Source organism: Comamonas sp. MYb396 (assembly GCF_037479555.1).
Taxonomy (GTDB): domain Bacteria; phylum Pseudomonadota; class Gammaproteobacteria; order Burkholderiales; family Burkholderiaceae_C; genus Comamonas.
The window spans coordinates 237,756-263,286 of the sequence record NZ_JBBGYU010000003.1 but is presented as its reverse complement, the minus strand read 5'-3'; the positions used below and the strand labels follow the sequence as shown (position 1 = coordinate 263,286).

The window sequence follows — 25,531 nt, the reverse complement described above, 5'->3', positions numbered from 1 at the left end:
GGCGATGAGAAATAGGTAGTGGCACGGCACTTGCATTGCCCTACGAGGCTTTTAACCAAGGAGGAACGACCTGTGTCTACCAAGAAGATCTCGCGCCGCACACCCTTGTCGCTGGCCAGCCTGGCTGCGCTCGCCCTGCCTGCGGGCATGGCGGCAGCCCAGTCGCTGACCATCGGCCTCGCCTCCGAGCCCACCGCCGCTGACCCGCATTACCACAAGGTCACCACCAACGACGCGTTCTCGGCCCATATCTTCGAGTCGCTGATCAACCGCAATGCGCAGATGGAGCTGATCCCGGGGCTGGCCCAGTCCTGGCGTGCCGTCGATGACAATACCTGGGAGCTCAAACTGCGCCAGGGTGTGAAGTTCTCCAATGGTGAGCCCTTCACCTCCAAGGATGTGCTGTTCACGCTGTGCCGCGTGCTGAACAACGAGACCAATGTCTCGCGCTCCTACATGGAGCCGGCCCAGAGCTTCAGCGATGTGCAGACGCCCGATGACTACACCGTCATCATCAAGAGCGAGCGGCCGATCCCGACGATGCCCAATGAGCTGGCGCGTTCGCTGCCCATCATCTGGAGCGGCATCGCCAAGTTCGACAAGCTGCGCTTTGCGCCCAAGGAGGGCTGCGGCGTCACCTCGCCCTGGCCGACGGTGGCCGATTTCAACACCGGCAAGCTGTCCATCGGCACGGGCCCGTACAAGCTCAAGTCCTATGTCAAGGGCACCGGTATCGAGATGGAGCGCAACGAAGGCTACTGGGGCACCAAGCCGCACTGGAAGAGCGTCAAGATGGTGCCCGTGCCCAATGCCGGCCCGCGCCTGACCGGGCTGATGTCCGGGGACTACGATGTCATCGAAAGCCCCGCTGCGCGCGACCTGCCACGCATCAAGGACAACAGCAAGCTCGACTTTGTCGCGACGCCGTCCACCCGGTTGATTTTCTTCCAACCGGACGCCGGCCGCGCGCAAAGCCCGTTTGCCAAGGCCGCCGATGGCAAGAACCCGCTGCAGGATTTGCGTGTGCGCCAGGCCATCAACATGGCCATTGACCGCAAGGCCATCGTGCAGCGGCTGATGGATGGCATGGCCACCGTCGCCAACCAGTACATGCCCACGGGCATGTTCGGCAGCCTCGACAAGCCCACCGAGATCAAGTTCGATCCCGAATCCGCCAAGAAGCTGCTGGCCGAGGCCGGCTACCCGCAAGGCTTTGAGCTGACCCTGACCACCACCAATGACCGCTACATCAACGACGGCCAGATCGCGCAGGCGGTGGCCCAGTACCTGACGCGCATCGGCATCAAGACCACGGTGGATGCGCAGGCCGCAGCCATCTATTTCCCCAAGCGCGCCAAGCGCGAGTTCAGCTTTGCGATGGGCGGCTGGCCGTCGGAAAACGGCGAGGCCTCGGGCCTGTTCCAGTACTGGGTGGCCAGCACCGACAAGGACAAGGGCCTGGGCACCAGCAACTACGGCGGCTTTAGCCTGCCCGCGTTTGATGAGGTGTTTGTGCCGGCGATGGCGCAGATGGATGCGAGCGCGCGCAAGGCCGCCTACCAGCAGGCCACGCAGATTGCGCTGGCCAACGTACCGCTGATTCCGCTGCACTTTGAGAGCAGCATCTGGGCATTCAAGAAAGGGTTGAGCTACGAAGGCCGACGCGACCAGTACACGCTGGCCATGTCGGTCAAACCGAAATAGACAGCTGGTGCCACACCGGGCGCCAAACAGGCCCGGTCCCTGGCATGGCCCGCATCCAGCTCCAGTGGTGGGGCCATGCGGGCTTTGTGATTTTGTACGCCCCACGATGAAAAGACTCCACAGAGGGCGACAACCATGCAGGTGACAGCGCATGGCATTCTAATTTTGAGGACGTAATGTGATCGTCTATATCCTGCGCCGCATGGTGCAAAGTTTTCTGGTGCTGCTGGCGGTCTCGCTGGTGGTGTTCATGGCGGTCTACGCGGTGGGCGACCCCATCGAGCTGCTGGTGAGCGCCGAGGCCAGCGATGCAGACCGCCAGGCGATGATCAAGCGCCTGGGGCTTGACCTGCCGGTCTGGCTGCAGTACTGGAGTTTTTTGACCCGCGCCTTCCAGGGCGACCTGGGCACCTCTTTTGTGCATGGCATCCCCGCGATCGAGCTGATCGTGCAGCGCTTTCCCGCCACCTTCGAGTTGGTCGTGGTTGCCATTGGCCTCACCTGCCTGATCGGCATTCCGCTGGGCCTGGTGGCCGGCCTCTTCAACGACAAGCCACTGGGCCGCAGCCTGATGGGCGGCTCGGTGCTGGGCTTTTCGCTGCCCAACTTCTGGCAGGGCATGATGCTGATCCTGATGTTCGCCGTCTGGCTGCAGTGGCTGCCCTCGTCGGGCCGGGGTGACACGGTCAATGTGCTGGGCGTGCCGCTGTCGCTGTTCACTGCCGATGGCTGGAGCCATGTGATGCTGCCGGCCATCAACCTGGCGCTGGGCAATATCGCGCTGGTGCTGCGGCTCACCGCCACCGGTGTGATGGAGGCCAAGACCCAGGAGTATGTGAAGTTCGCGCGTGCCAAGGGCATCAGCGAGCGCCGCATCCTGACCCGCCACATCCTGCGCAACATCCTGATCCCCGTGGTCACCGTGATCGGCATGGAGTTCGGCACCCTGATCGCCTACTCGACCATCACCGAGACCGTGTTCGCCTGGCCCGGCATGGGCAAGCTTTTGATTGACAGCATCTACAAGCTCGACCGCCCGGTGGTGGTGGCCTATGTGATGCTGGTCACCTTCATCTTCGTGATGATCAACCTTCTGGTGGACCTGGCCTATGCGGTGCTCGATCCGCGCGTACAGCTGCAGGAGGCCCCATGATGCAGCCCGATAAATCCCTGATGACCATCGACCCCAGCAAACGGGCCCAGCCCCTGCAAGACACGCCCCAGCGGCGTGCCATCCTGAAGAAACTGCGCAGCAAGCCCTCCGTCAAAGGTGCGGTGATCGCGCTCGTGCTGCTGCTGGCCGTGGTGCTGCTGGCGCCGTTTCTGTCGCCACAAAACCCCTATGACCTGGGCGCGCTCGACCTGATGGACGGCCGCCTCAAGCCGATGTCCGAAGCTGCTTCGGGCATGACCTACTGGCTGGGCACCGACGACCAGGGCCGCGACATGCTCTCGGCCATCCTGCATGGCCTGCGCATCAGCCTGATGGTGGGCCTGAGCGCCGTGGTGCTCGCCACCATCATCGGCAGCCTGGTGGGCCTGGTCGCGGCCTATTTTGGCGGCTGGGTCGATACGGTGCTGATGCGCATCGTCGACTTCATCCTCGGCTTTCCCACCATCCTGGTGGCGCTGGTGCTGCTGGCCATTTTGGGCCGGGGCGTGGACAAGGTGGTGATCGCCATCGTGCTGGTGCAGTGGGCGCATTACGCGCGCATCATGCGCGGCCGTGCCCTGCAGGAGCGCAAGAAGGAATACATCGAGGCGGCCAAGAACCTGGGCTTCCCCGGCTGGCGCATCATGACGCGCCACCTGCTGCCCAACTGCATGGGCCCGGTGATGGTGTTCGCCACCATCCAGATCGCCAATGCCATCGTGCTCGAAGCCACCCTGTCCTTCCTGGGCGTGGGTGTGCCGATTACCGAACCCTCCCTGGGTCTGCTGATTGCCAACGGCTTTCAGTACCTGATGTCGGGTGACTACTGGATCAGCATGTTCCCCGGCCTGGCGCTGCTGGCCCTGATCCTGTCGATCAACCTGATCGGCGACCGCCTGCGTGAAGCTCTGGACCCGAGGAAGTAATGACTATCCCTTTGCTTGAAGTACAAGATCTGCAGACGGTGTTCCACACCGAAGAGGGCGCCTGGCCCGCTGTCAGCGACATCGATATCCGCCTGGAGGCGGGTGAAATTCTGGGCCTGGTCGGTGAATCCGGCTCGGGCAAATCGGTCACCGGCTTCTCCATCTTCGGCATGATCGATGCTCCCGGTGAAGTCACCCAGGGCAAGGTGCTGTTCAAGGGCCAGGACCTGCGCGAGCTGTCGGCCGAGTCCATGCGCAAGCTGCGCGGCGACCGCATCGCGATGATCTTCCAGGATCCGCTGATGACGCTCAACCCGGTGCTGCGCATCGAAGAGCAGATGCTCGAAGCCATCGACGCGCACCAGAAGCTGCCCAAGGCGCAGGCGCTGCAGCGCTGTGTGGAGGCGCTGGCCATGGTCGGCATCCCCGCACCCGAGAAGCGCCTGCGCAGCTACCCGCATGAGTTCTCGGGCGGCATGCGCCAGCGCGTGGCGATTGCGATTGCGATGCTCAACCGCCCCGACCTGATCATCTGCGACGAGCCCACGACGGCGCTCGATGTCACCATCCAGGGCCAGATCCTCTACCGCATGCAGCAGATCTGCCAGGCCCAGGGCACGGCGCTGATCTGGATCACCCACGACCTGGGCGTGATCGCCGAACTGGCCGACCGTGTGGCCGTGATGTATGGCGGCCGCATTGTCGAGACCGGCACCGTCGCCGAGGTGCTGGATGCCCCGCTCCACCCCTACACCCAGGGCCTGCTCAATTCGCTGCCCGCCCAGGCCACGCCGGGCGAGCGCCTCACGCAGATCAATGGCATGGCGCCCAGCCTGTCGGGCCGCGTGCCCGGCTGCGCCTTTGCGCCGCGCTGCGGCCGCGCCACCCCGCGTTGCGTCGATGAGCAGCCCCCCGTCACTACCATTCCCGGCCGCGCATTCCGCTGCTTTGTACCGCTGGAGGCACCTGCCGCATGACCGCGATGACTACCCCTGTGATTGAACTGCGCGATGTGCACAAGCGCTTTGTCAGCGCGCCCGATCTGCTGCAGAAAATCGTTGGCGCCGTCGCCCGGCAGCCCGCGCAGACGCGCACCGTGCATGCCGTCAACGGCGTCAACCTGCAGATCGCCAAGGGCGAGGTGCTGGGTCTGGTGGGCGAATCCGGTTGCGGCAAGTCCACCCTGGGCCGCGTGGTGGCCGGGCTGCATCCTGCGACCGAAGGCCAGCTGCTCTACAAGGGCCAGGATGTGAGCCAGTTGGGCGGCCAGGACAAGCTCGCCTACACCTTGGGCGTGCAAATGGTGTTCCAGGACCCGCAGGCCTCGCTCAACCCGCGCCAGAAGCTGCACCAGATACTGGGCGAGGCGCTGCATGTGCACAAGCTGGCACCAGCGGCCGAAGTGCCGGGCCGTGTCGATGCCGCGCTGGCCGAAGTGGGCCTGGCCAGCGAGTACCGCGCCCGCCTGCCGCACCAGATATCCGGTGGCCAGCGCCAGCGCATCGGCATTGCCCGCGCGCTGATGGTGACGCCGGAGTTCCTGGTCTGCGATGAGCCGGTGGCCGCACTCGATGTGTCCATCCAGGCGCAGGTGATCAACCTGTTCATGGACCTGCGCGCCCAGCGCGGCTTGACCTACCTCTTCATCAGCCATGACCTGGGTGTGGTGCGTCACATCTCCGACAAGGTGGCCATCATGTACCTGGGCAAGATCGTGGAGATGGCGCCCACGGCCGAGATCTTTGGCCAGGCCCAGCACCCCTACACCCAGGCGCTGCTGGCCGAGGTGCCCGATGTGGGCCGGCGCAAGCGCGTGTTCACGCCTATCAAGGGCGAGATCCCCTCGCCGCTGAACCCGCCCTCGGGCTGCACCTTCCACCCGCGCTGCCCGCATGCGATGGAGCGCTGCAAGCAGGAGGTGCCCCGCCTGCGCGAGACGGCAGCCGGCCATGTGACCGCCTGCCATTTGTTGGACTGACCCGTTGGACGCGCACAGAGGAAACCACCGCATGGACTGGCAACGTTTTACCCAGCAGCACGGCCGTTTTGCCATCGACTGGCAGGCCGGTGACGGCGCGCTCTACCTGCCGATCACCTTGAACTGCTACCGACCTGAAGGCGTAGCCGCCGATGCGCCGGTGGTGCTGGTGCAGCACGGCGTGCTGCGCAATGGCGACGACTACCGCGACTTCTGGATACCCGCCGCTGACCGCTATGGCCTGCAGATCATCGCGCCGACCTTTGGCAACGGGCACTGGCCGGGGGTGGAGAGCTACAACAACGGCAGCGTCTGGAGCGAAGCGGGCGACCTGCAGCCGCGTGACTACTGGGCCTACCAGGCGGTGATGAACCTGGCCCAGCAGCTGCGCGATGCCGGGGTGGTGCAGCAGCAGCCGCTCTACCTGTTTGGCCATTCGGCCGGCGGCCAGTTTGTGCACCGCCTGGTCAGCACCCTGGGCGCGGCCGGCTTTGCCGGCGTGGCAGCGGGCAACCCGGGCTGGTACACCTTGCCCGATGCCCAGCAGGACTTTCCGCAAGGCCTGGCAGGCATTGGCCTGGCGGGTGATGCGCTGGCCCAGCTGCTGCGCACCCCGCTGGTCATTTTGGCGGGCGACCGCGACACCGACACCCAGGACCCGAACCTGCCGGCCGAGCCCGCCGCGCTGCGCCAGGGCCCGCACCGCTTTGCCCGTGCCCACCACTACTATGCAGCGGGCCAGCAGGCGGCTGCCCGGCTGGGTATTGAGCTGGCCTGGCAACTGCATGAAGTCGCGGGCATCGGCCATGATGGCGAGGCCATGAGCCATGTCTGCGCCCACCTATGGTTTGAGGGGCGCATGCCCGATGCGGACTGGCTGGCCCCCTGGGCCGGCCGCGTCACCGCCTGACCAAGCTCTATCACTTTTCGACAAGACCCAAGGAACAACGATGCAAGCAACAACGCAACAACTGGTGGATGGCATCTCGGAATGGATGCGCTGCGAATCGCCCTCGAACAACCCCGCCTCGATCGCCCGCATGGTCGAGATGATGCGTGCCCAGGCAGCGGCCGCTGGCCTGCGCGCCACGGTGATCGAGACCCAGGCCGAAGGCAAGCAGGGCCTGGGCCCGGTGCTGCCCGTGCTGCACATCACGAACCGCGCCGAGGGCGATACGCGAGAAGGCCTGCTGATCCTGGGCCACTCGGACACCGTGCACCCCATCGGCATGCTGGCCGACAACCCGATCCGCATCGAAGGCGACCGCCTCTACGGCCCTGGCGGCTACGACATGAAGGCCGGCATCTACCTGGCGCTGACCGCCATGAGCGCCGTGGCCACGCCAGGCAGCACCCCGCTGCCGGTGGACCTGCTGGTCGTGCCCGACGAGGAAACCGGCAGCCACGCATCGCGCAAGCACATCGAGGCCTTTGCCCGCCATGCGCGCTACTGCCTGGTGGCCGAGCCGGCCCGCGCCAATGGCGGCCGCTGCGTGACCGCGCGCAAGGGCACCGGCATGCTGCGCCTGGGCGTCAAGGGCCTGGCATCGCACGCCGGTGTCGCCCATGACAAGGGCCGCAGCGCGATCCGCGAAATGGCGCACCAAATCCTGGCGCTGGAAGCGATGACCGACTACCAGCGTGGCGTGACCGTGAGCGTGGGCACCATCGAAGGCGGCACCACCACCAACACCGTGCCGGCCTTCTGCAAATGCGTGGTCGATTTCCGCCTGCCCGATCTGCAGGCCGCCGATGAGCTGGTGGGCAAGATGCGCGCACTGCGCCCTGTGGGCGAGGGCCTGGCGCTCGATATCGATGTCGAAGTGAACCGCCCACCAATGGTCAAGGACGCCCGCGCCGAAGCCCTGCTGGCCAAGGCCCAGCAATCGGCCCGCGAAGCCGGCTTTGCGCTGGAAGAAGCCCCCCCCACCGGTGGCGGCAGCGATGCCAACTTCACCTCGGCGATGGGCGTGCCATCGCTGGACGGCCTGGGAGCCGATGGCGACGGCGCCCACACGGTGTACGAGCACATCCTGGTGTCGACCCTGGAGATGCGGGCGCGCTTCTGGCTGCACCTGCTGACCCACCTGGAGTAAGACGCCCAGGCTGGCCCCAGATGCGGGCCAGCTTAACCGAGCCGCTGGCCCTTGAAAGTAACCGGCCGGGTGCGCCCACCCTTGCGGCGCACCACCACGGTGCCCGCAATCTTGTCGTGCCAGCCCTGCTTGCGCGGGTCAAAGGCCACCCAGATAAGGCCCAGGCACAGCGGCACAATGGACACAAAATAGCCGAGGTAGCGGACGACAGATTGGCCCAGGCCCATTGCCTCTCCCGTCTCGGCATCCACAATCTCGGCCCCTATCAGCATCTTGCCCGGCGTGGCCCGCAGCTTGTGCCACAGCCAGATGCAGGCGACCGCTGGCAGCACCCAGCTGATCAGCACATCGGCCGGGCCTTGCACCAGGCCCTCTGCCATAAAGTAGTCCCAGCCATATATCGCCACCAGGGCCGGCGTGATGATGACGAGCAACACCACCGTGTCGATCAGGGCCGCACCGACGCGCGCCCAAAAGCCTACATATTCCAGATCGCTGTTATCCATTTTTTGCTCCACTGAGTGGCGCCATCTTAGGCCTCTCCGGTAAAGCCGCAGTGACAAGAGCTGGGCGCGCCATGGCAAGATGCAGGCTATCTTCACTGCCCGAGAGCGCACCATGGCACCACCGAATCCCGAGCTCCGCATGGCCCCCGATATGTGGGCCTTTGAGGCCCTGTACGCCCAGCCCGCGATGCTGGACGGCGAAACCCTGCGCGCTGCACTGGCCAAGCGCCTGGGGGCGGTGCACCTGGTCGCAGATGGCGACACCATCTTGCTGGCGCTGCGCGACTACTGCGTGGACTACAGCGACAAAAAGGGCGTGCCCAGCGAGGTCGCGATCATCCGCGCAGGCGAGGCTATGGCGCCCACCGACTACGCCAGCGCACTGGAGCAGACCTGGGACTGGCCAGAAAAGGAAAGCGCGCTGGCCCAGTGCCAGCACTGCGTGCTGGTGAGCGAGTTCATGGGCCGGGGCCTGCCTGTGCCCGAGCGGCTCGAAATCCTGCAAGCGGTCATGCATGTGCTGATCGAGAACGGGGGCGTCACTGCCATCAGCCAGACCAATGCCGGCTGCCTGCTGAACCCGCAGCGCTACCTGCAGGCCCATGCCGAAGGCTTTGTTTACTACGGCGTCGTCAATGTGCGCTTTTTCAACATCAGCAACCGCCCCGGCGAAATGCTGATGGACAGCCTGGGCGGTGCCACCTTTGGCGTGCCCGATGTGCAGCTGCTGTTCTCCGAGATGGACCCCGCCGAAGTCTCACGCTTTGTGTTCAATACCAGCGTCTACCTGGTCGAGCACGGCGATGTGATTGCCGACGGCCATACGGTCGCCGGCATCGATGGCCACAGCAAATGGGCCTGCAAGCACCTCGATGCGCTGGTCGAGCCCGAGCGGCTGGTGGTCGATATCGATCCACGGCCCGCTGAGGGGGCCAACCAAGCGGACTGAGGTTTAGACCGGCGCGTAGCTGCCGGTGCCATTCGGCCAGGTGGTCAGCACCTCATGGCCATCGGGCGTCACCGCCACCATGTGCTCCCACTGCGCCGACAGCGAATGGTCCTGGGTCACGACGGTCCAGCCATCGGCCAAGGTCTTGACCTGGCGCTTGCCGGCATTGAGCATGGGCTCGATCGTGAACAGCATACCGGCCTCCAGCACCAGGCCTTCGCCCGGGTTGCCGTAGTGCAGCACATTCGGGGAATCGTGGTAGGTCTGGCCAATGCCATGGCCGCAGAACTCGCGCACCACGCCAAAGCCTGCCGCCTTGGCCACCGTCTCGATCGCATGGCCGATATCGCCCAAGCTGGCGCCCGGCCGCACCTGGGCAATCCCCGCGCGCATTGCCTCGTAAGTGGTCTCGACCAGGCGCTTGGCCAGAATGCTGGGCGTGCCGACAAAGTACATGCGGCTGGTATCGCCAAACCAGCCATCCTGGATGACGGCCACATCGATGTTGACGATGTCGCCCTTTTTCAAAATCCGGTCCTCGGACGGAATGCCGTGGCAGACGACATGGTTCACCGAGGTCAGGATGGTCTTGGGATAGCCCTGGTAGCCCAGATTGGCCGGCACCGCCTTTTGCACGTTCACGATGTAGTCGTGGCAAATGGCATCCAGCGCTGCGGTGCTGACCCCCGGCACCACATGGGGCGCAATCATCTCCAGCACCTCGGCCGCCAGCTGCGCGGCCTGGCGCGCAAGGGCCAGTTCGCTGGCGGTATGCACCGGCGTGATGCGCTGCTTCATGCCGCCATCCTTGCCTTGGCCACCAGCGCATGGATATCCAGGCCACCGTCCAGCTCCGCTTGCACCAGCACCTGGCAGATCGCGCGGTGGTCCAGATCGGGGTACATCTCGGCGAGCATGCCCACCCGCATCCAGTGCTCGGCCTGCGCATTAATGGAACGGGAGAGCGCCGCGCCAGCGATGCGCAGGTTCTCATGCATAGGGTCGGAAATTTTGACGATGCCCATGGCTATCCTCTATAAAACATATGTTAATTGTATATGTTTTATATATTATTCGTTTTTACGCGATCCGTGTAGCGATGTCGGTATCGGCAGTAAAGATATATCTTTACAAAAAACCAGCTTGAAATCTTCGATTGAAAGATATATCTTATATGCATCTTAGTAAAGGAACACAGATGCCACATCCCCATCACCACTTTCACCACCACCATCACCTCTGCAGCCCCCGTGGCCGCCATATGGGCGAAGAGGGCGGCCCCGGCCGGGGCCCACGCCACCATGGCGATGGGCCGGGCCACGGCCCGCACGGCCATGGCCACGGGCCAGATGCTGCGCGCCACCTGGCGCACAAGCGCGAGCGCATGTTCGAGGCCGGCGGCCTCAAGCTGCTGGTGCTGCATTTGATTGGCCAGCAACCCAGCCATGGCTACGAGGTGATCCGCGCCGTGGGCGAGCTGGTGGGCGGCGACTACCAGCCCAGCCCCGGCACGATCTACCCGACCTTGAGCTACCTGGTGGACATGGGCCATGCAACGGCCAGCGAATCCGAAGGCGGGCGCAAGCGCTACACCATCACCGCCGAAGGCGAGCAGGCCCTGGCCGAGCAGGCCGATGCACTGCAGCTGCTGCTGACACGCCTGGCCCGGGGCAAGGACCGCGACGCCCGCCAGCGCCCGCCGCAGTTGGTGCGCGCGATCGAGAACTTCAAGATGGCCCTGCGCCTGAAGATGGCCGGCGACGGCGAGACGGCACTGTCGGCCGAGCAGATCGACAAGATTGCCGCGCTGCTGGATGAGGTCGCTCTGAAGATCGAAAAGGCCTGAGCGCGTTCCGGGCCTGTTGCCCGGCCGCCGCAAAGCTTGCGCCATATCGTGTCGCCAGGCCCTGGGCCGGGGTATGCTCGGTAGCTATCCATCCTCCGGGATGACAACCTCTACCGAGCAAGACCATGCAACGACGCCACTTTGTAGCCGCCACCCTGGTCATGGGCAGCGGCTCTGTTTTTGGCCTGGCCGGCTGCGCATCCCGCCAGTCAGCCCACCCCCGTGCCGACCGTGCGCTGCACAAGGCGCTGACCCTGATTGAAGCCCAGAGCGGTGGCCGCCTGGGCGTTTATGCGTTCGATGCCGAGACGGGCGGTGAGGCCGGCTACCGCAGCGATGAGCGCTTTGCGATGTGCAGCACCTTCAAGACCTTGCTGGCTGCCCATGTGCTGTACCTGGGGCAAACCGGTGCGCTGGACCTGGGCCAGCAGGTGCGGGTGACCTCGGCCGACATGGTGCCCTATGCGCCGGTGACGGAAAAGTACCAGGACCAGCCCGGTGGCATCAGCCTGCTGGAGCTCTGCGAAGCGATTGTGGTGGTCAGCGACAACGTCGCCGCCAACCTGCTGCTGCGCGCCAGCGGCGGGCCCGAAGCCTTGACGGCCTGGCTGCGCACTTTGGGCGATAAGGCCACGCGGCTGGACCGCACCGAGCCGCTGCTCAACACGGCCGAGCCCGGCGACCCCCGCGATACCACCACGCCGCGAGCCATGCAGGCGACCTTGCAGGCGCTGCTGCTGGGCGATGTGCTCAAGGGCTACGGGCGCGCGATGCTGCAGCAGTGGCTGACAGACAGCCGCACCGGCGACCAGCGCGTGCGCGCGGGCCTGCCGTCGGAGTGGCGCGTGGGCGGCAAGACCGGTGCCGGTGCCCACAGCACCGCCAATGACTGCCTGATCGCCTGGCCCAATGCGGCCTCGGAAGGCCTGATCATCACCGCCTACCTGACCGGTGGCGGGCGCACGACCGCACAAAGCGATGCGGTGATGGCCAAGGTGGGCGCAGCGATTGCGCAGTGGCACGCTGCGCTGTAAGCGAGCCTGCTCCTACGATTTGGCAGCTGGCTGGCGTGGCCCGGCCAGCAAGCCCTTGCACAGCTGCAGCAGCGCCCAGACCAGCACCAGCGGTATCACCAGGGTCTGCAGCGCAAACACCACCATCAAGGTCACCAAGCGCTCGACCTGCTGGTCGAGTTGCTGCTGCAGCTCGCTGAGCTTGTCGCGCAGCGCATCGCCCGGGTTGCGTACAAGGTCCTGCACCCCCGATGCCGCCTGGCTGGCCGATTGCTGGGCCTGCTGGCCCCATTGCTTGAAGCGCTCCCACAGGCTGGATGACGGCGCCACGGCAGGGTTGGCCGGCGGGGTCGGCGTCGCCTCACCCGCGCTGGCCGCAGCACCCGGGGTCTTGGCCGGGGCGCGCACATCAAACTGCTGCAGTTGGCCGACCGCGCCTTCGGTGGCGATCTGGTTTTCCTGGTAGGTCTGCGCGATAAAGTGCTGGAACAGCGCCTCGCTGCCGATGATGGTGACCGGCATCACCAAGCGGGTAAACAGCAGCACCACCAGCAAGCGGCTGAGCCAGGTGGGCACCGCCTGCTGGCGCCAGCGCAGCAGCAGCCAGGCCAGCGCGATAAGCGTGAGCACGCCGGTGACGCCATAGCTGCCGCCCATGGACAGCAGCAGCTTTTGCAGGCCAAACGCGATGCTGGCCCAGAGCATCCAGTCGGCAAACTGCGCTACCAGGTCGCTGATGGGCGCCAGCACCTGGCCCAGCGTCAAGGTCAGGCCCACGCCCATCGGCTGCACGGCCAGCTCGGTGCCTTGCAGCACCGACACGACGCTGTGCAGCGCACGGGCGGTGGCAAAACTGAGCAGGGAGCGCTGCAGGCCGTCATCCACATAGCGGTCGGCGATGGCCTGAAAAGCCGGCAGCCAGCACAGCACAACGGCCAGCACCAGCAGGCTGGCCAATGCGATCTGGCGGGGTGTCCAACGGAAGGCGCCCGGCGGGCGGGGAGGGGAGAGCGGTTGGTTCATCGGCGGGAGGCCCACAGCAGAGCCTAAGGTCGAAGGAACAACCGATTATTCCAGATACATCTGCGCGAGCTTTTGCTGTGCCTTTGCATCCACGCCCAGCACCTTTTCCACATAGTTGGGGATGCTGCCATAGTCCTGCAGCACGGGCTGGATCGCGGCGGTCAGGAAGGGTTCCTGCACCCGCCACAGCACCTGCAGCACTTCCTCGGGGATGTGGGCGGCAGCGGCCACGGCTTCGGCCGGGCGGTGGTAGTAGTCGTTGGTCAGCAGGTAGTCCTGCAGCACGACATGCTGGGGCACGCCCAGGGTGGTCAGCAGCAAGGTGGCGGCCCAGCCGGTGCGGTCCTTGCCAGCGGTGCAGTGGAAGACGATGGGCGCATCGCTGTCCAGCAGCATCTCGAAGAACTGCGCAAACGGCGCGGCATTGTCGTGGATAAAGCTGCGGTAGGTGTCCTGCATCAGCACGACGGTGTGGTCGGGCGTCAGGCGCTGGCCTTGCTGCATCAGGCTGAAGGCGCGCTGCACCAGGGTCGGCTCGATGGCCAGCGAATGGTGCTGCAGGCCGTCGATCGCATAGTGGTCCACGGTCTGCTCGCGCTGGCCGCGAAAATCGGCCGAGCGGGCCACGCCCAGCTCGCGCAGCAGCTGCAGCTGGGACTCGGGGCTGAGCAAGGCCAGGTGGTCAGAGCGGAACAGCTTGCGCCAGCGCACCGTGCGGCCGTCCAGGCCCTGGTAGCCGCCCAGATCGCGGAAATTGGTGGTGCCCGCCAGTGGCAGGTGGCGGCTATAGGCCTGGGTGGTGGCCTCGGAGGTGATGGGTGCAGATTCGGCTTGGATGGGCATGCTTTGTTTATAGCCCATCTGCAAGTCCGGGGTACGACACCAGGGTGTCATCCCTTTGCAGCGCTTTTTAGTGCCGCAGCGCCGGGGCGGGCGACTCTGTCTCAACGGTGACCGCCTGGCACGCGGCGCATGGCACCATCTGCAGGCCCCCTTACCCGAAGACCGCACCATGGATTTTTCCCTGTCCCCCGAACTGCTGGCGCTGCGCGACAAGACCCGCGCCTTTATCGCCGAGCAGGTGATTCCGCTGGAGAACGATGCCCGGCAAAGCCGCCATGGCCCCGATGAAGCCTTGCGCCGCGAGCTGGTCGAGCGCGCCCGCGCAGCCGGCCTGCTCACGCCCCATGCCTCGCGCGCGCTGGGCGGGCTGGGCCTCACGCATATCGAGAAAGCGGTGGTGTTTGAAGAGGCCGGCTACTCCTGGCTGGGCCCGACGGCGCTCAACATCCATGCGCCCGATGAAGGCAATATCCACCTGATGGAGGCGGTGGCCACCCCGGACCAGCAGGCGCGCTGGCTGCGCCCGCAGGTAGCGGGCCAGCTGCGTTCCTGCTTTGCAATGACCGAGCCGGCACCCGGTGCCGGTTCCGACCCGGCGGCGCTCGCCACGGTGGCGGTGCGCGATGGCGATGACTACCTGATCAGCGGGCAGAAATGGTTCATCACCGGCGCCGAAGGGGCGGACTACGCCATCATCATGGCCCGCACCGAAGACGGCGGCGCCACGATGTTTCTGAGCGATATGGACCAGCCCGGCATCACGCTGGAGCGCTCCATGGATGCGATGGATGCCTGCTTTACCGGTGGCCACGGCGTGCTGCGCTTTGACCAATTGCGTGTGCCTGCCAGCGCCATTCTGGGCGAGGTCGGCAAGGGCTTTCGCTATGCCCAGGTGCGCCTGGCGCCCGCGCGGCTGACGCATTGCATGCGCTGGCTGGGCCAGGCCCGGCGTGCGCAGGATGTGGCGCTGGCCTATGCCCGCCGCCGCACCGCCTTTGGCAAGCCGCTGTCCTCGCACGAGGGCGTGGGCTTTATGCTGGCCGACAACGACATGGATCTGCACACCGCGCGCCTGCATATCTGGCACACCGCCTGGCTGCTGGACCAGGGCGAGCAGGGTAGCTATGAATCGAGCCGGGCCAAGGTGGTCTGCTCCGAGGCTGAATGGCGCGTGGTGGACCGCTGCGTGCAGATCCTGGGCGGGCAGGGCGTGACCATGGAGACCCCGGTGATGCGCATCTTCATGGACATGCGCGCCTTTCGCATCTATGACGGCCCCAGCGAGGTGCACCGCTTCAGCATGGCGCGCAAGCTGGTGCAGGCGGCCGAGAAGGATGCGCAGGCCGAGCGCGGCGTGCCAGCGATCATCCAGGCGGTGCCCGCAGCGCCGCGCCCGCTGTGAGCACGGCCACGCACAGCCCGCAGGCGCTGGCGCAGTTGCTGCAGCCTTATCTGCACGGTCTGGGCCTGTCGAATGGCGAGCCGATCACGGTGAGCGTGCTGGCGGGCGGCCAGTCCAACCCCACCTACAAGCTGCAGCTGGGCGGCCGGCAAATGGTGCTGCGCAAGCAGCCCGCCGGCAGCCTGGTGGCCGGAGCGCATGCGATTGACCGCGAGCACCAGGTGATGCAGGCCCTGGCCGGCACGGCGGTGCCCGTACCGCGCATGCTGGCCTATTGCGACGATGCCGAGCTGCTGGGCACGCCGTTCTACCTGATGGATTTTCTGGACGGACGGGTGCTGGTGGACCCGGCCTTGCCCGGCATGCAGGCGGCCGAGCGCGGCGCGCTGTACCGAGAGATGAACCGCGTGATCGCCGCGCTGCACCAGCTGGACCCGGCCGCGCTGGGCCTGGGCAGCTACGGCCGCGCCGGCGGCTATGTGGCGCGCCAAACCAGGCGCTGGAGCCAGCAGACCCAGCAGTTGCGGGTGCCCGTAGACCCTGCGATGCAGCAGCTGATGGACTGGCTGCCCCGGCACCTGCCGCAGGCCGAAGAGACCACCCTGGTGCATGGCGACTACCGGCTGGACAACCTTGTCTGGCACCGCAGCGAGCCGCAGATCATTGGCGTGCTGGACTGGGAGCTGTCCACCCTGGGCGATCCGCTGGCCGACCTGGCCTACCACGGCATGGCCTGGCGCGTGCCGCCTGCGCTGTGGCGCGGCATGGGGGGTTGTGATCTGGCGGCCTTGGGCATCCCCGACGAGCGGCAGTACCTGGCGCTGTATGCCGAGCGCACCGGCCGCGACCCGGGCCCCTTGTGGGAGTACTACCTGGCCTTTAACCTGTTCCGCATGGCCGCCATCCTCTACGGCATTGCGCAGCGCGCTGCCGATGGCACGGCGGCGGCCGCTGATGCCGCTGCGACGGGCGCCAAAGCCGGCCCGCTGGCAGCGCTGGGCTGGCAATGCGCGCAGGCTTTTGAGCGCGGCTGATCAGCCCTGAGGCGCCTGCACGCCCGGCGGCAGTGGCGGGCGCGGGCCACCAGGTTGGAAGCCGGGCGGTGGCCGGCCTGGTCCCCCCGGCCCACCGGGTCCGCCAGGGCCACCCTGCATGCCCGGCGGTGGGCCGGGCGGCATCCTGCCTTTGACCTGGCACAGCGTATCGCCCAGATTGCTGCGCAGCACCAGGGTTTTGCTGGCCAGCATCACGCCGGCGATGTTCTGCACCTCCCAGAGATAGGCGCTCTTGTCGGGCTCCTCGCCGACGACGTTGTCGCTGTCCAACGTGGTGTCGGGCTGGCCCTTGTCCTGGTAGTGCGGCGCTTGGGCAAAGATTGCGCTGTTGAGCGCGTCGGGAAACAAGAGCTGCGTGGTCAGCCAGCTGCTGGCCGCATCGCTGGCCTCATAGGCGCCTTGCAGAATGCGGATGTGGGTATGGTTGGCGCGGCTCGCATACCAGCCGGGGTAGCAGCTGTCAAAACGCACAATGCCCTCGGCATTACTGCGCTGCCAGCCGCGAAAGAACTGGCGCTGGGTGTCGGCTGCGTTGTTGTTGCACATCGGGACGATCTCGCCCGAGTAGCCACCCGTGTAATTGGTATGCCATATCTCCACCAGCGCGCCAGCAATGGGCTGGCACTGCAGATCGAGCAGTCGCAGCTGCAGGTGCATCGGCAAGCCATCCCAGCCATCGCTGATGTCCACGCGCTCGGGCGACTGGGTGTGGCAGGGGCCGATGGTCGCTTCGCAACTGAGCGTGCATGCGCTGGCAGCGGCCGCGGCAAAGGGGTTGCTGGCGCGCACGGCCGCGCTGATGGCGGCCGTGCCGCCGGTCGCCCAGGGCGCATTGCCGATGGCAGGCGCGGCGTTGGCAGCTGCCGGGGCCTTGGTGATGCTGCTGCAGGCGCCCAGGCTGAGGGCGGGAACGGCCCAGGCCGCTTGCGCAAGATGGCGCAGCATTTGGCGGCGTGACGGGGTGGCTGCTATGGGCATTTTGGGGGAAGACATGCCGCGCATGCTAAACGCCGCATGGGCGGGGATCGCGGCTTTTGCGCCCCGTGGCGGCCTTCTTTACCCGGTTTTACCGGTGCTTGACAGGCCGCTTTCAAACGCAAAACCCAGGCTGCCGCTGGGCAGACTGGGTGCTGGGGTTCAACGATCAGGCATGGCCTTGGGCGGGGTGGTTCACCGACAGGAAATGCTGGACCACCGGGGGTTCGCTGCCTTGGTGGTACTGCGCCACTTCGCTTTGCACATCGGCATCGCTATGGGTCACCCGCTTGTGCTGGCGCAGGTGCTCGGCCCAGGATTCCACCTGGAACCACTCCATGAAGTGGTCCTCGGAGGCGGTGTCCTGCACGATGCCCCAGGCATAGGCGCCATCGCGGCGGCGGGCGGCAGACAGGCGGGCGAGAGCTTTCAGGAAGGGCGCGTGGTTGTCCTTGGCCACGTGGTAGCGGATCTGGATCATCACCGGGCCCCGGTCCTTGTCGACAGCGTGGGCGGTCAGCGGCTCGGGCCAGTGGTTGGATGGCACCAGGTCGGCCTCGCCTTCGGGCAGCTTGATGCGGTGGGCGATCAGGCCCATCACGACCAGGCCGGCAGCACCCACCAGCAAGGTGCTGGGCACACCCAGCGCCTTGGCGGTAAAGCCCCAGCTGAGGCTGCCGAAGGTCATCGCGCCGTTGAACACGGTGAGGTAGACGGCCAGCGCACGGCCCCGCACCCAGTTGGGCAAGATGGCCTGGGCAACGCCGTTGAGGGTGGTGAGCGCGGTGATCCAGGACTGGCCCAGCAGCAGCAGTGCCAGCACGGCAGCCCATTGGGGCGGCGATATCGCCAGGAAGGCCATCACGGCAGCGGAGACCAGGGCCGACATCAGCAGCAGGCCATCGGACGACAGGCGACTACGCAGCTTGGGCAGCAGGAAGGCACCGCCAATGGCGCCGACACCGACGGCGCCCAGCAGCACACCGTAGAAGCCGGCCCCACCGCCCAGCAGCTGGCGGGCCACCAACGGGAGCAGCGCCCAGACCGAGCTGGCCAGTGCAAAGAACAGGAAGGCACGCAGCAGCACCACATGCAGCTCGCGGCTGGAGCGGGCATAGCGCAGGCCGGCACGGAAGGCGCCTGCAAAGCGCTCGCTCAGGTCGTCTTGCTCGGCCTTGGGACGCGGCCACCACAGCAGTGCGGCAATCACAAAGGCGTAGCTGATCACATCCACCCCGTAGGTGACCGAGGCACCCAGGCCCGCCAGCACCACACCACCCAAAGCCGGGCCAATGGCGCGGGCAATATTGATGCCCAGCGAGTTGAGTGCTACCGCTGATTTGAGGTCCCGCTTGGCGACCAGCTCGGGCACGATGGCCTGCCAGGTCGGGCCCATCAGTGCGGCGCCAATGCCCCCCAGAAAGGTCAGTGCCACGAGCGAGCCCACCGTCTGCATGCCCATCGCCGACAGGGTCATCAAGGTAATGCTGACGCAGGCCAGCAGCACCTGGATGGCGATCAGAAACTTGCGGCGGTCCAGGATGTCCGACAGCACGCCTGCCGGTATCGCCAGCAGAAAGGCCGGGGCCGAGGCTGCCGCCTGCACCAGCGCGACGGCCGTTGGCGATGGCGACAGGTCGGTCATCAGCCAGGCGCTGGCCACATCGCGCACAAAGCTGCCGGTGTTGCCGACGACGGTGGCGATCCACAGCACGGCAAACAGTTTTTGCTGCAAGGGGGCAAAGCTGCCGCCGGCGGGCTGGGCCGGGGCCGCGGGCTGCGCCGGGGGATGGTCGGGATGGTTGTGGTTCATGGACGTGCTCGGATCGGGGGCTGACCCGGAGGGGTTGCGGGTCAGCGGGAATAGGTGGGGGGTGGGTGGTGTTGCAGCGCTCAGGACATCCAGCAGGAGCAGCCCAGTGCGCCAAAAAAGCCTTGCATGTCGGAGGCCGGCACGTTCGACGCCCAGGCATTGGCATGCTGGTGGCCGTGCATGCCGCATTGGCTGCCGCAGCCGCAGGCAGCCGCCAGGCTGCGGTAGCGCGCGGGGTTCAGCGAATTTTTGCCAGCACCTTCGGGCTCGCCCCAGGCGCCATAGCCCCCAAAGCGGCGCACGGGCGACCAGTCGGGCATCGCAGGGGGCAGGGGGTTGTCGTCATGGCGGGCAAAGCTGCCTGCGCCATACACCACGCGGCCACCGACGACGGTCAGGTCCGAGGTGAGGAAGGAGATCTCATCCTCGGCCACCTGGAAGTAGTCCTTGCTCGGCACGATCAGGTCGGCGAACTGGCCCACCTGGATGCGGCCACGCGCACCTTCCTCGTTGGAGAACCAGGCCACGTTCTCGGTCCACATGCGCAGCGCGGTTTCGCGGTCGAGCAGGTTGCGCTCGGGGTACATCTGCATGCCGCCGACAGTCTTGCCGGTCACCATCCAGGACAGCGACACCCAGGGGTTGTACGAGGCCACGCGGGTGGCATCGGTGCCGGCAGACACCTTGACGCCTTTTTCCAGGATTTTCTTGACCGGCGGTGTGGCTTCCATCGCCTTGTGGCCATAGCGCTCGGCAAAGTACTCGCCCTGGTAGGCCATGCGGTGCTGCACGGCAATGCCGCCGCCCAGCGCAGCGATGCGGTCGATCGAGCGGTCGGAGATGGTTTCGGCATGGTCAAAGAACCAGTTCAGACCGTCGATGGGTGTTTCCTGGTGCACCTTTTCGAACACATCAAGCGCGCGGCTGATGGTCTCGTCATAGGTGGCATGCAGGCGCCAGGGCCACTTGTTTTGGACCAGCACGCGCACCACATCTTCCAGCTCGGTCTCCATCTGCGGCGGCATGTCGGGGCGGGGCTGGCGAAAGTCTTCAAAGTCGGCCGCCGAATACACCAGCATTTCGCCAGCGCCGTTGTGGCGGAAGTAGTCGTTGCCCTGCTTGTACTTGACCGACTGCGTCCACTGCAGAAAGTCGTCCTTCTCTTCCTTGGGCTTTTGCGTGAACAGGTTGTAGGCCAGGCGCACGGTGATCTGGCCTTGCTGGTTGAGCTCTTCGATGACCTGGTAGTCATCGGGGTAGTTCTGCGAGCCACCACCGGCGTCGATGACACCGGTCACGCCCAGGCGGTTGAGCTCGCGCATGAAGTGGCGCGTGGAGTTGACCTGGTACTCGAAGGGCAGCTTGGGGCCCTTGGCCAGGGTGGAATACAGGATGGTGGCATTGGGCTTGGCCAGCAGCAGGCCCTGCGGGTTGCCCTGGCTGTCGCGCACAATCTCGCCACCCGGTGGCTGGGGTGTGTCGCGGTGGAAGCCCACAGCGCGCAGCGCAGCAGCGTTGAGCAAGGCGCGGTCATACATATGCAGCAGGAACACGGGCGTGTCCGGCGCAATCGCATTGATCTCGGCCAGGGTCGGCAGGCGCTTTTCAACAAACTGGTGCTCGCTAAACCCCCCCACCACGCGCACCCACTGCGGTGCCGGTGTGATTGCCACTTGCTGGCGCAGCATCTCCAGCGCGTCGGCCAGCGACCGCACCCCGTCCCAGCGCAGCTCCATGTTGAAGTTCAGACCGCCGCGAATCACATGGGTGTGGTTGTCAAACAGACCGGGCAGCGCTCTGCGGCCTTGCAGATCGATCTTGCGGGTGCCGCTGGCAGCCAGCGCCAGCACCTCGGCATCACTGCCCACCGCGACAAACTTGCCATCGCGGATGGCAACGGCGCTGGCCGTGGGTTGGGCCTTGTTCAAGGTGGTGAAGCGGCCGTTGTGAAAAATGGTGTCGGGGCTGGAGGTGGTCATGGCGGTGGCGTGCGTGGTGGGTGGTGTGGGCGGCAGGCGGGGGCGTTGCCCCCTAAAACGGTTAAACAGCGGGCTTGGGGCCGATGGTGTTGCCGTGCTGTGCACGCTCTGGCGCCTTGTGCACCATCGTGTAGGCATAGTCCACACCCATGCCGTAGGCACCGGAGTGTTCGCGCACGATGTCCATCACCGCGTCATAGGTCTCGCGCTTGGCCCAGTCACGCTGCCATTCCAGCAGCACCTGTTGCCAGGTGACGGGCACCACACCGGCCTGCACCATGCGCTGCATGGCCTGGTTGTGCGCTTCGAGCGAGGTGCCGCCCGATGCATCGGCGACCATGTAGATCTCGTAACCGGCATCATGCATGGCGCTGAGAGCAAAGGTGGTGTTGCAGACTTCGGTCCACAGGCCCGAGACGATGATCTTCTTGTGGCCCTTGGCAACGTTGGCGGCCAGCGCATCACGCACATTCTGGTCGTCCCAGGAGTTCATCGAGGTGCGCTCCAGGATGGGGTTGCCGGGGAAGACATTCAGCAGCTCTGGGTAGGTGTGGCCCGAGAAGCTGTGGGTCTCGACCGTGGTGATCGTCGTCGGTACGCCAAACACCTGGGCCGCCTTGGCCAGGCCCACCACGTTGTTCTTCAGGGTCTGGCGGTCGATGGACTGCACGCCAAAGGCCATCTGGGGCTGCTGGTCGATGAAGATCATCTGGCTGTTGGCGGGGGTCAGGACTTCGAGAAATTGCTTGTTGGTCATGGTGCGTGCTCTTGGAAAAGTGAAAAAACGGGGAAGGCGTGTGTTTAAAAGGAATCTGGGCGGACTTAGTTCAGGGCCGGTGCATCCACCAGCACGATTTCGGTGTCTTCCGTGGCGGTGATGCGGATCGTGGTCTCGCCATGGATGGCGGCACCATCGCGGCTGGACAGCGCCACACCGTTGACCGAGGCACTGCCCTTGGCAAGGACCAGGTAGCCATAGCGGTCGGCATGCGCAAAACCGTAGTCCAGGCTTTCGCCGGCCTTGATCGTGGCACCCAGCACCCGGGCATTGGCACGGATGGGCAGCGCGTCGCCATCACCGTCCATGCCGCTGGCCAGGGTCACGAACTTGCCGCTGCGGTCGCCCTTGGGGAAGGGCTTGGCGCCCCAGCTGGGCTTGTCGCCTTGGCGGTCGGGCAGGATCCAGATCTGGAAGATGCGGGTCGTCGTGGACTCCAGGTTGTATTCCGAGTGGCGCACGCCGCTGCCAGCGCTCATCACCTGCACATCACCGGCTTCGGTGCGGCCGCGGTTGCCCAGGCTGTCTTCGTGGGTGATGGCACCTTCACGGACATAGGTGATGATTTCCATGTCGGCATGGCCGTGCGGTGGGAAGCCGGTTTGCGGGGTGATGGTGTCATCGTTCCAGACCCGCAGAGCGCCCCAGTTCACGCGCTGGGCGTCACGGTAGTCTGCAAAAGAGAAGTGGTGCTTGGCATCGAGCCAACCGTGGTTGGCACCGCCCAGGCTGTCAAAGCTGCGTCGTTCAATCATGTCTTTCTCCAGGTGTTTTGTCGTCGATGAAGAAAGTGTAGGTCGCCTTGAATATGATTAAAATAGAAAATATAGAAAAGCATTCATTCCATATTTAATGTGATCGAGAAAGCGATGAAGCCATGAGCAAGCTGCCTGACCTGGAGGCCTGGGCCATTTTTGCCAAGGTGGCCGAGACCGGATCGTTCGCGCGCACCGCTGCCGAGCTGGCGCTGTCGCAGGCGACGGTATCGAAGGCCATCACACGGCTGGAGGGCCGCATGAAGACCAGCCTGTTCCACCGCACCTCGCGCCGCATGGCGCTGACCGATGCCGGCAGCAGCGCGCTGGAGCGGGCCACGCGCATCCTGCAGGAGGGCGAGGCGGTGGAGGCCGACATCACCGACCGCTCCACCAGCCTGCGCGGCCAGATCCGCATTGCCGCGCCGATGTCGTTTGGCATTGCCCGGCTATCGCCGATCCTGCCCAAGTTCATGAAGATGCACCCGGATGTGGAGCTGAACCTGCACTTTGCCGACGAGCAGGTGGACCTGATCCGCGACCGCTTTGACCTGGCGCTGCGCATTGCCAACCTGAGCGATTCGAGCCTGATTGCGCGCACCCTGTGCAAGGTGCGCATCTTGCTGGTCGGCTCACCGGCCTACTTCGAGCGCTATGGCCACCCGGTACACCCACGTGATCTGGCCCAGCACAAGGGCCTGCAGTACAGCCTGGCGCGCTATGGCACCAGCTGGCGCTTTCGCCATGCGCGGCACGGCGAGTACACGCAGGTGATGCCGATACAGATGCAGGTCAACAATGCCGAGGCGCTGCAGCCGGCGTTGCTGGCCGGCATGGGCCTGGCCTTGCAGCCCTCGTTTCTGGTGTGGCAGGAGCTGCGCGATGGCAGCTTGCAGACCGCCATGCCGGGCTGGGAGGCCGATGTGCTGTCGCTGAACATCGTCACCCCGCCGGGCCGTACGCGGCCGGCGCGCGTGCAGGCCTTTATGGACTATGCGGCCCAGCAGTTCATGAACGAGCCCTGGGCAGAGCTGCCGCCGCAGCTGGCCGAGAACCCGCTGGCGGTTTAGTGCGCGGCCGCTGTAGCCGCCGCAGCACGCGGTGTGCGCCGGCCCCAGTTCATCACGGCGGTGCCCGCCAGCGCCATCGCGCCACCGGCGAGCATCGGTGCATCGATCTGCTCGCCCAGCCACAGCGCCGAGCAGGCCACGCCAATCACCGGCACCAAGGTGATATAGCCCGATGCCGCGCCAGCGCCCAGCGCCTTGACGCCATCGAAATACCAGGCGTAAGCCAGCGCAGTAGAGCCCCAGGCCAGGAACAGCAGCGCGCCCCAGGCGGGCAGGCCCGCATCGAAGGCCTGGGCCATGCCCTGCGGCCCTTCGACCACCAGGCTGGCGGCCAGCAGCATGACGGCGCCGATGGTGGCGGTGACGGCGGTGGTGGACAGCGCATCGACCCCGGCCAGAATGGCGCGCCCCAGCAAGGTGTAGCTGACCCAGCAGGCCACGCAGCCCAGGATCAGCAGCTCGCCCCGGCCCAGGCCGCCGGCCAGCAGCTGGGCCGGGTCACCATGCGAGATGACCAGCACCGCGCCCAGCGCCGCCAGCGCCATGCCCAAGGCAATCGTGCGGTTGATGCGTTCCCGAAAGATCCAGGCGGCCAGCAGCAAGGTGAGTACCGGGTTGAGCGTGATGACCAGCGCCGCCTTGCTGGCGGGCAGGTACTGCAGGCCGCTCAAAAAGCAGGCCGCGTAGCCAAACACGCCTGTGGCCGCAGCGGCGGCCATGCCCAGCCAGCGCTTGGGCGACCAGTGCCTGAGCCCGGCCATGCCGCCTGCCGCATACAGCCAGACCAGCAGCACCACGGCGGCCAGCACAAAACGCAGGCCCGACGCCGCCAGTGGCGGCATGTGCTGGGCCACCATGCGGCCACTGGGCCAGGACGCGCCCCAGAGCAAGGCCATGCCCATCAAACGCAGGTGCGAGGCGGCCTGCGGGCCGAGGATATTTTGTAAATTCATGTTTGGATGGTGCCTGGACCCGGCACGCGCAACGCATGCCAGCAGGCTCGGGGCGACTATAGCGACTGTGCGTGTCCGGTGATTGGCAGGCAGGCGACAGGTGACCAGCGCCAGGGGCTAAGGACTGGCACTTGCACGGCCAGGCACTGTTGTGTGCTGGCTGCAGACCGCTGGGGCGGATGGTGGATACTGCGCGACAAGCGCGCGTATTCAGCCGCCCGCCAGCGCCGCTATAGTGGCTGCTGCCCGAACTTTCCCCAACGCCTTACCCATCTGCAAGGAGACACCCATGTTCAGCCACATCATGCTCGGCACCAGCGATCTGGAGAAATCGCGCCAGTTCTACGACGCCTTCCTCGCCGCGCTGGGCGTGCCCGCGGGCGCTGCCAACAAGAACCGCTATTTCTGGCGCGCCAATGGCGGCACCTTCAGCGTCAGCACCCCCATCAATGGCGAGCCAGCGAGCATCGGCAATGGCAGCACGACCGGTTTTGCCGCCAGCAGCACCGAGCAGGTGGACCAGGCCCATGCGGTGGGGCTGGCCCATGGTGGCGTGGCCTGTGAAGACCCACCGGGCTGGCGCGGCGAAGGCCCTGCGGCCCTGTACCTGGCCTACCTGCGCGACCCGGACGGCAACAAGCTCTGTCTGGCCTACCGCCAGCCCAAGGTTTAAACCTCAGAAAGCAAAAACGCCCCGCAGCTGCGGGGCGTTGT

The 25,531-nt window shown here is 65.8% G+C and carries 25 protein-coding genes; 14 read left to right on the top strand and 11 right to left on the bottom strand.

Annotation, left to right across the window (positions count from 1 at the left end; all coding sequences use genetic code 11):
- Positions 1–87 precede the first annotated feature (87 nt).
- The 7 genes from WH265_RS09015 to WH265_RS08985 all read left to right on the top strand — a co-directional run bounded on the left by WH265_RS09015 (position 88) and on the right by WH265_RS08985 (position 7,857).
- A complete protein-coding gene (locus tag WH265_RS09015; RefSeq protein WP_339558206.1) occupies positions 88–1,704 on the top strand; it encodes an ABC transporter substrate-binding protein in 1,617 nt (538 codons plus the stop codon).
- 178 nt (positions 1,705–1,882) lie between these two features.
- Positions 1,883–2,857, top strand: a complete 975-nt coding sequence (locus WH265_RS09010; RefSeq protein ID WP_339558029.1) for an ABC transporter permease — start codon at positions 1,883–1,885, stop codon at positions 2,855–2,857.
- Positions 2,857–3,783, top strand: coding sequence for an ABC transporter permease (locus WH265_RS09005; RefSeq protein ID WP_021028175.1), 927 nt, complete (start codon positions 2,857–2,859; stop codon positions 3,781–3,783). Before WH265_RS09010 ends, WH265_RS09005 begins: the two co-directional genes overlap by 1 nt.
- Positions 3,783–4,760: an ABC transporter ATP-binding protein gene (locus tag WH265_RS09000; protein ID WP_339558028.1), complete on the top strand. Its 978-nt coding sequence runs from the start codon at positions 3,783–3,785 to the stop codon at positions 4,758–4,760. The genes WH265_RS09005 and WH265_RS09000 overlap by 1 nt, the downstream gene beginning before the upstream one ends.
- Positions 4,757–5,761: an ABC transporter ATP-binding protein gene (locus tag WH265_RS08995; protein WP_133856240.1), complete on the top strand. Its 1,005-nt coding sequence runs from the start codon at positions 4,757–4,759 to the stop codon at positions 5,759–5,761. Before WH265_RS09000 ends, WH265_RS08995 begins: the two co-directional genes overlap by 4 nt.
- A 31-nt stretch (positions 5,762–5,792) precedes the next feature.
- On the top strand, positions 5,793–6,671 hold the full coding sequence (locus WH265_RS08990) for an alpha/beta hydrolase (RefSeq protein WP_339558027.1): 879 nt from the start codon (positions 5,793–5,795) through the stop codon (positions 6,669–6,671).
- Positions 6,672–6,711: 40 nt separating this feature from the next.
- Positions 6,712–7,857: a M20 family metallopeptidase gene (locus tag WH265_RS08985; RefSeq protein WP_339558026.1), complete on the top strand. Its 1,146-nt coding sequence runs from the start codon at positions 6,712–6,714 to the stop codon at positions 7,855–7,857.
- A 32-nt stretch (positions 7,858–7,889) separates the two neighbouring features.
- Here the strand turns inward: WH265_RS08985 and WH265_RS08980 are convergent, their stop codons facing one another.
- Positions 7,890–8,363 carry an RDD family protein gene (locus WH265_RS08980; RefSeq protein ID WP_339558025.1) on the bottom strand — a complete coding sequence of 158 codons (474 nt, stop codon included), beginning with the start codon at positions 8,361–8,363 and terminating at the stop codon, positions 7,890–7,892.
- A 112-nt stretch (positions 8,364–8,475) separates the two neighbouring features.
- Here WH265_RS08980 and WH265_RS08975 point away from each other — a divergent pair, with 112 nt between their 5' ends.
- Entirely contained in the window at positions 8,476–9,312 is an 837-nt protein-coding gene (locus WH265_RS08975) for a DUF4261 domain-containing protein (RefSeq protein WP_339558024.1), read from the top strand.
- A gap of 3 nt (positions 9,313–9,315) precedes the next feature.
- On the opposite strand, the gene map is transcribed toward WH265_RS08975, so the two are convergent.
- Complete coding sequence (gene map, locus WH265_RS08970) at positions 9,316–10,110, bottom strand: type I methionyl aminopeptidase (RefSeq protein WP_339558023.1); 795 nt, start codon at positions 10,108–10,110, stop codon at positions 9,316–9,318.
- A complete protein-coding gene (locus tag WH265_RS08965) occupies positions 10,107–10,337 on the bottom strand; it encodes a ParD-like family protein (RefSeq protein WP_021028183.1) in 231 nt (76 codons plus the stop codon). The genes map and WH265_RS08965 overlap by 4 nt, the downstream gene beginning before the upstream one ends.
- A gap of 173 nt (positions 10,338–10,510) precedes the next feature.
- Between WH265_RS08965 and WH265_RS08960 the strand changes: the two genes are divergently transcribed.
- Positions 10,511–11,158 (top strand): PadR family transcriptional regulator, encoded by a 648-nt coding sequence (locus tag WH265_RS08960; protein WP_339558022.1) that lies wholly within the window; start codon positions 10,511–10,513, stop codon positions 11,156–11,158.
- A gap of 125 nt (positions 11,159–11,283) precedes the next feature.
- On the top strand, positions 11,284–12,192 hold the full coding sequence (gene bla, locus WH265_RS08955; RefSeq protein ID WP_339558021.1) for a class A beta-lactamase: 909 nt from the start codon (positions 11,284–11,286) through the stop codon (positions 12,190–12,192).
- Positions 12,193–12,204: 12 nt separating this feature from the next.
- On the opposite strand, the gene WH265_RS08950 is transcribed toward bla, so the two are convergent.
- Complete coding sequence (locus WH265_RS08950; protein WP_339558020.1) at positions 12,205–13,194, bottom strand: hypothetical protein; 990 nt, start codon at positions 13,192–13,194, stop codon at positions 12,205–12,207.
- A gap of 45 nt (positions 13,195–13,239) precedes the next feature.
- Positions 13,240–14,037 carry a tyrosine-protein phosphatase gene (locus WH265_RS08945; RefSeq protein WP_312989002.1) on the bottom strand — a complete coding sequence of 266 codons (798 nt, stop codon included), beginning with the start codon at positions 14,035–14,037 and terminating at the stop codon, positions 13,240–13,242.
- 169 nt (positions 14,038–14,206) lie between these two features.
- Between WH265_RS08945 and WH265_RS08940 the strand changes: the two genes are divergently transcribed.
- Entirely contained in the window at positions 14,207–15,439 is a 1,233-nt protein-coding gene (locus WH265_RS08940) for an acyl-CoA dehydrogenase family protein (protein WP_339558019.1), read from the top strand.
- The gene (locus tag WH265_RS08935; protein WP_445228503.1) at positions 15,436–16,473 is read left to right on the top strand and encodes a phosphotransferase family protein; all 1,038 of its coding nucleotides are present in this window, start codon (positions 15,436–15,438) and stop codon (positions 16,471–16,473) included. Before WH265_RS08940 ends, WH265_RS08935 begins: the two co-directional genes overlap by 4 nt.
- On the opposite strand, the gene WH265_RS08930 is transcribed toward WH265_RS08935, so the two are convergent.
- The 5 genes from WH265_RS08930 to WH265_RS08910 all read right to left on the bottom strand — a co-directional run bounded on the left by WH265_RS08930 (position 16,474) and on the right by WH265_RS08910 (position 22,794).
- Positions 16,474–17,487: a dioxygenase family protein gene (locus WH265_RS08930; RefSeq protein WP_339558018.1), complete on the bottom strand. Its 1,014-nt coding sequence runs from the start codon at positions 17,485–17,487 to the stop codon at positions 16,474–16,476.
- Positions 17,488–17,638: 151 nt separating this feature from the next.
- A complete protein-coding gene (locus tag WH265_RS08925) occupies positions 17,639–19,282 on the bottom strand; it encodes an MFS transporter (RefSeq protein WP_339558017.1) in 1,644 nt (547 codons plus the stop codon).
- 80 nt (positions 19,283–19,362) lie between these two features.
- Positions 19,363–21,261, bottom strand: a complete 1,899-nt coding sequence (locus WH265_RS08920; RefSeq protein ID WP_339558016.1) for an amidohydrolase — start codon at positions 21,259–21,261, stop codon at positions 19,363–19,365.
- A 61-nt stretch (positions 21,262–21,322) separates the two neighbouring features.
- On the bottom strand, positions 21,323–22,018 hold the full coding sequence (locus tag WH265_RS08915; RefSeq protein ID WP_339558015.1) for a hydrolase: 696 nt from the start codon (positions 22,016–22,018) through the stop codon (positions 21,323–21,325).
- A 65-nt stretch (positions 22,019–22,083) separates the two neighbouring features.
- Positions 22,084–22,794 (bottom strand): pirin family protein, encoded by a 711-nt coding sequence (locus WH265_RS08910; protein ID WP_339558014.1) that lies wholly within the window; start codon positions 22,792–22,794, stop codon positions 22,084–22,086.
- Between the two features lie 122 nt (positions 22,795–22,916).
- Here WH265_RS08910 and WH265_RS08905 point away from each other — a divergent pair, with 122 nt between their 5' ends.
- On the top strand, positions 22,917–23,864 hold the full coding sequence (locus WH265_RS08905; RefSeq protein WP_116926028.1) for a LysR family transcriptional regulator: 948 nt from the start codon (positions 22,917–22,919) through the stop codon (positions 23,862–23,864).
- Here WH265_RS08905 and WH265_RS08900 read toward each other — a convergent pair.
- On the bottom strand, positions 23,861–24,817 hold the full coding sequence (locus WH265_RS08900) for a DMT family transporter (protein WP_339558013.1): 957 nt from the start codon (positions 24,815–24,817) through the stop codon (positions 23,861–23,863). The two genes, WH265_RS08905 and WH265_RS08900, sit on opposite strands and share 4 nt — an antisense overlap.
- A 289-nt stretch (positions 24,818–25,106) precedes the next feature.
- On the opposite strand from WH265_RS08900, the gene WH265_RS08895 reads away from it, so the two are divergent.
- Complete coding sequence (locus WH265_RS08895) at positions 25,107–25,490, top strand: VOC family protein (RefSeq protein WP_021026505.1); 384 nt, start codon at positions 25,107–25,109, stop codon at positions 25,488–25,490.
- The last annotated feature ends 41 nt before the right edge of the window (positions 25,491–25,531 follow it).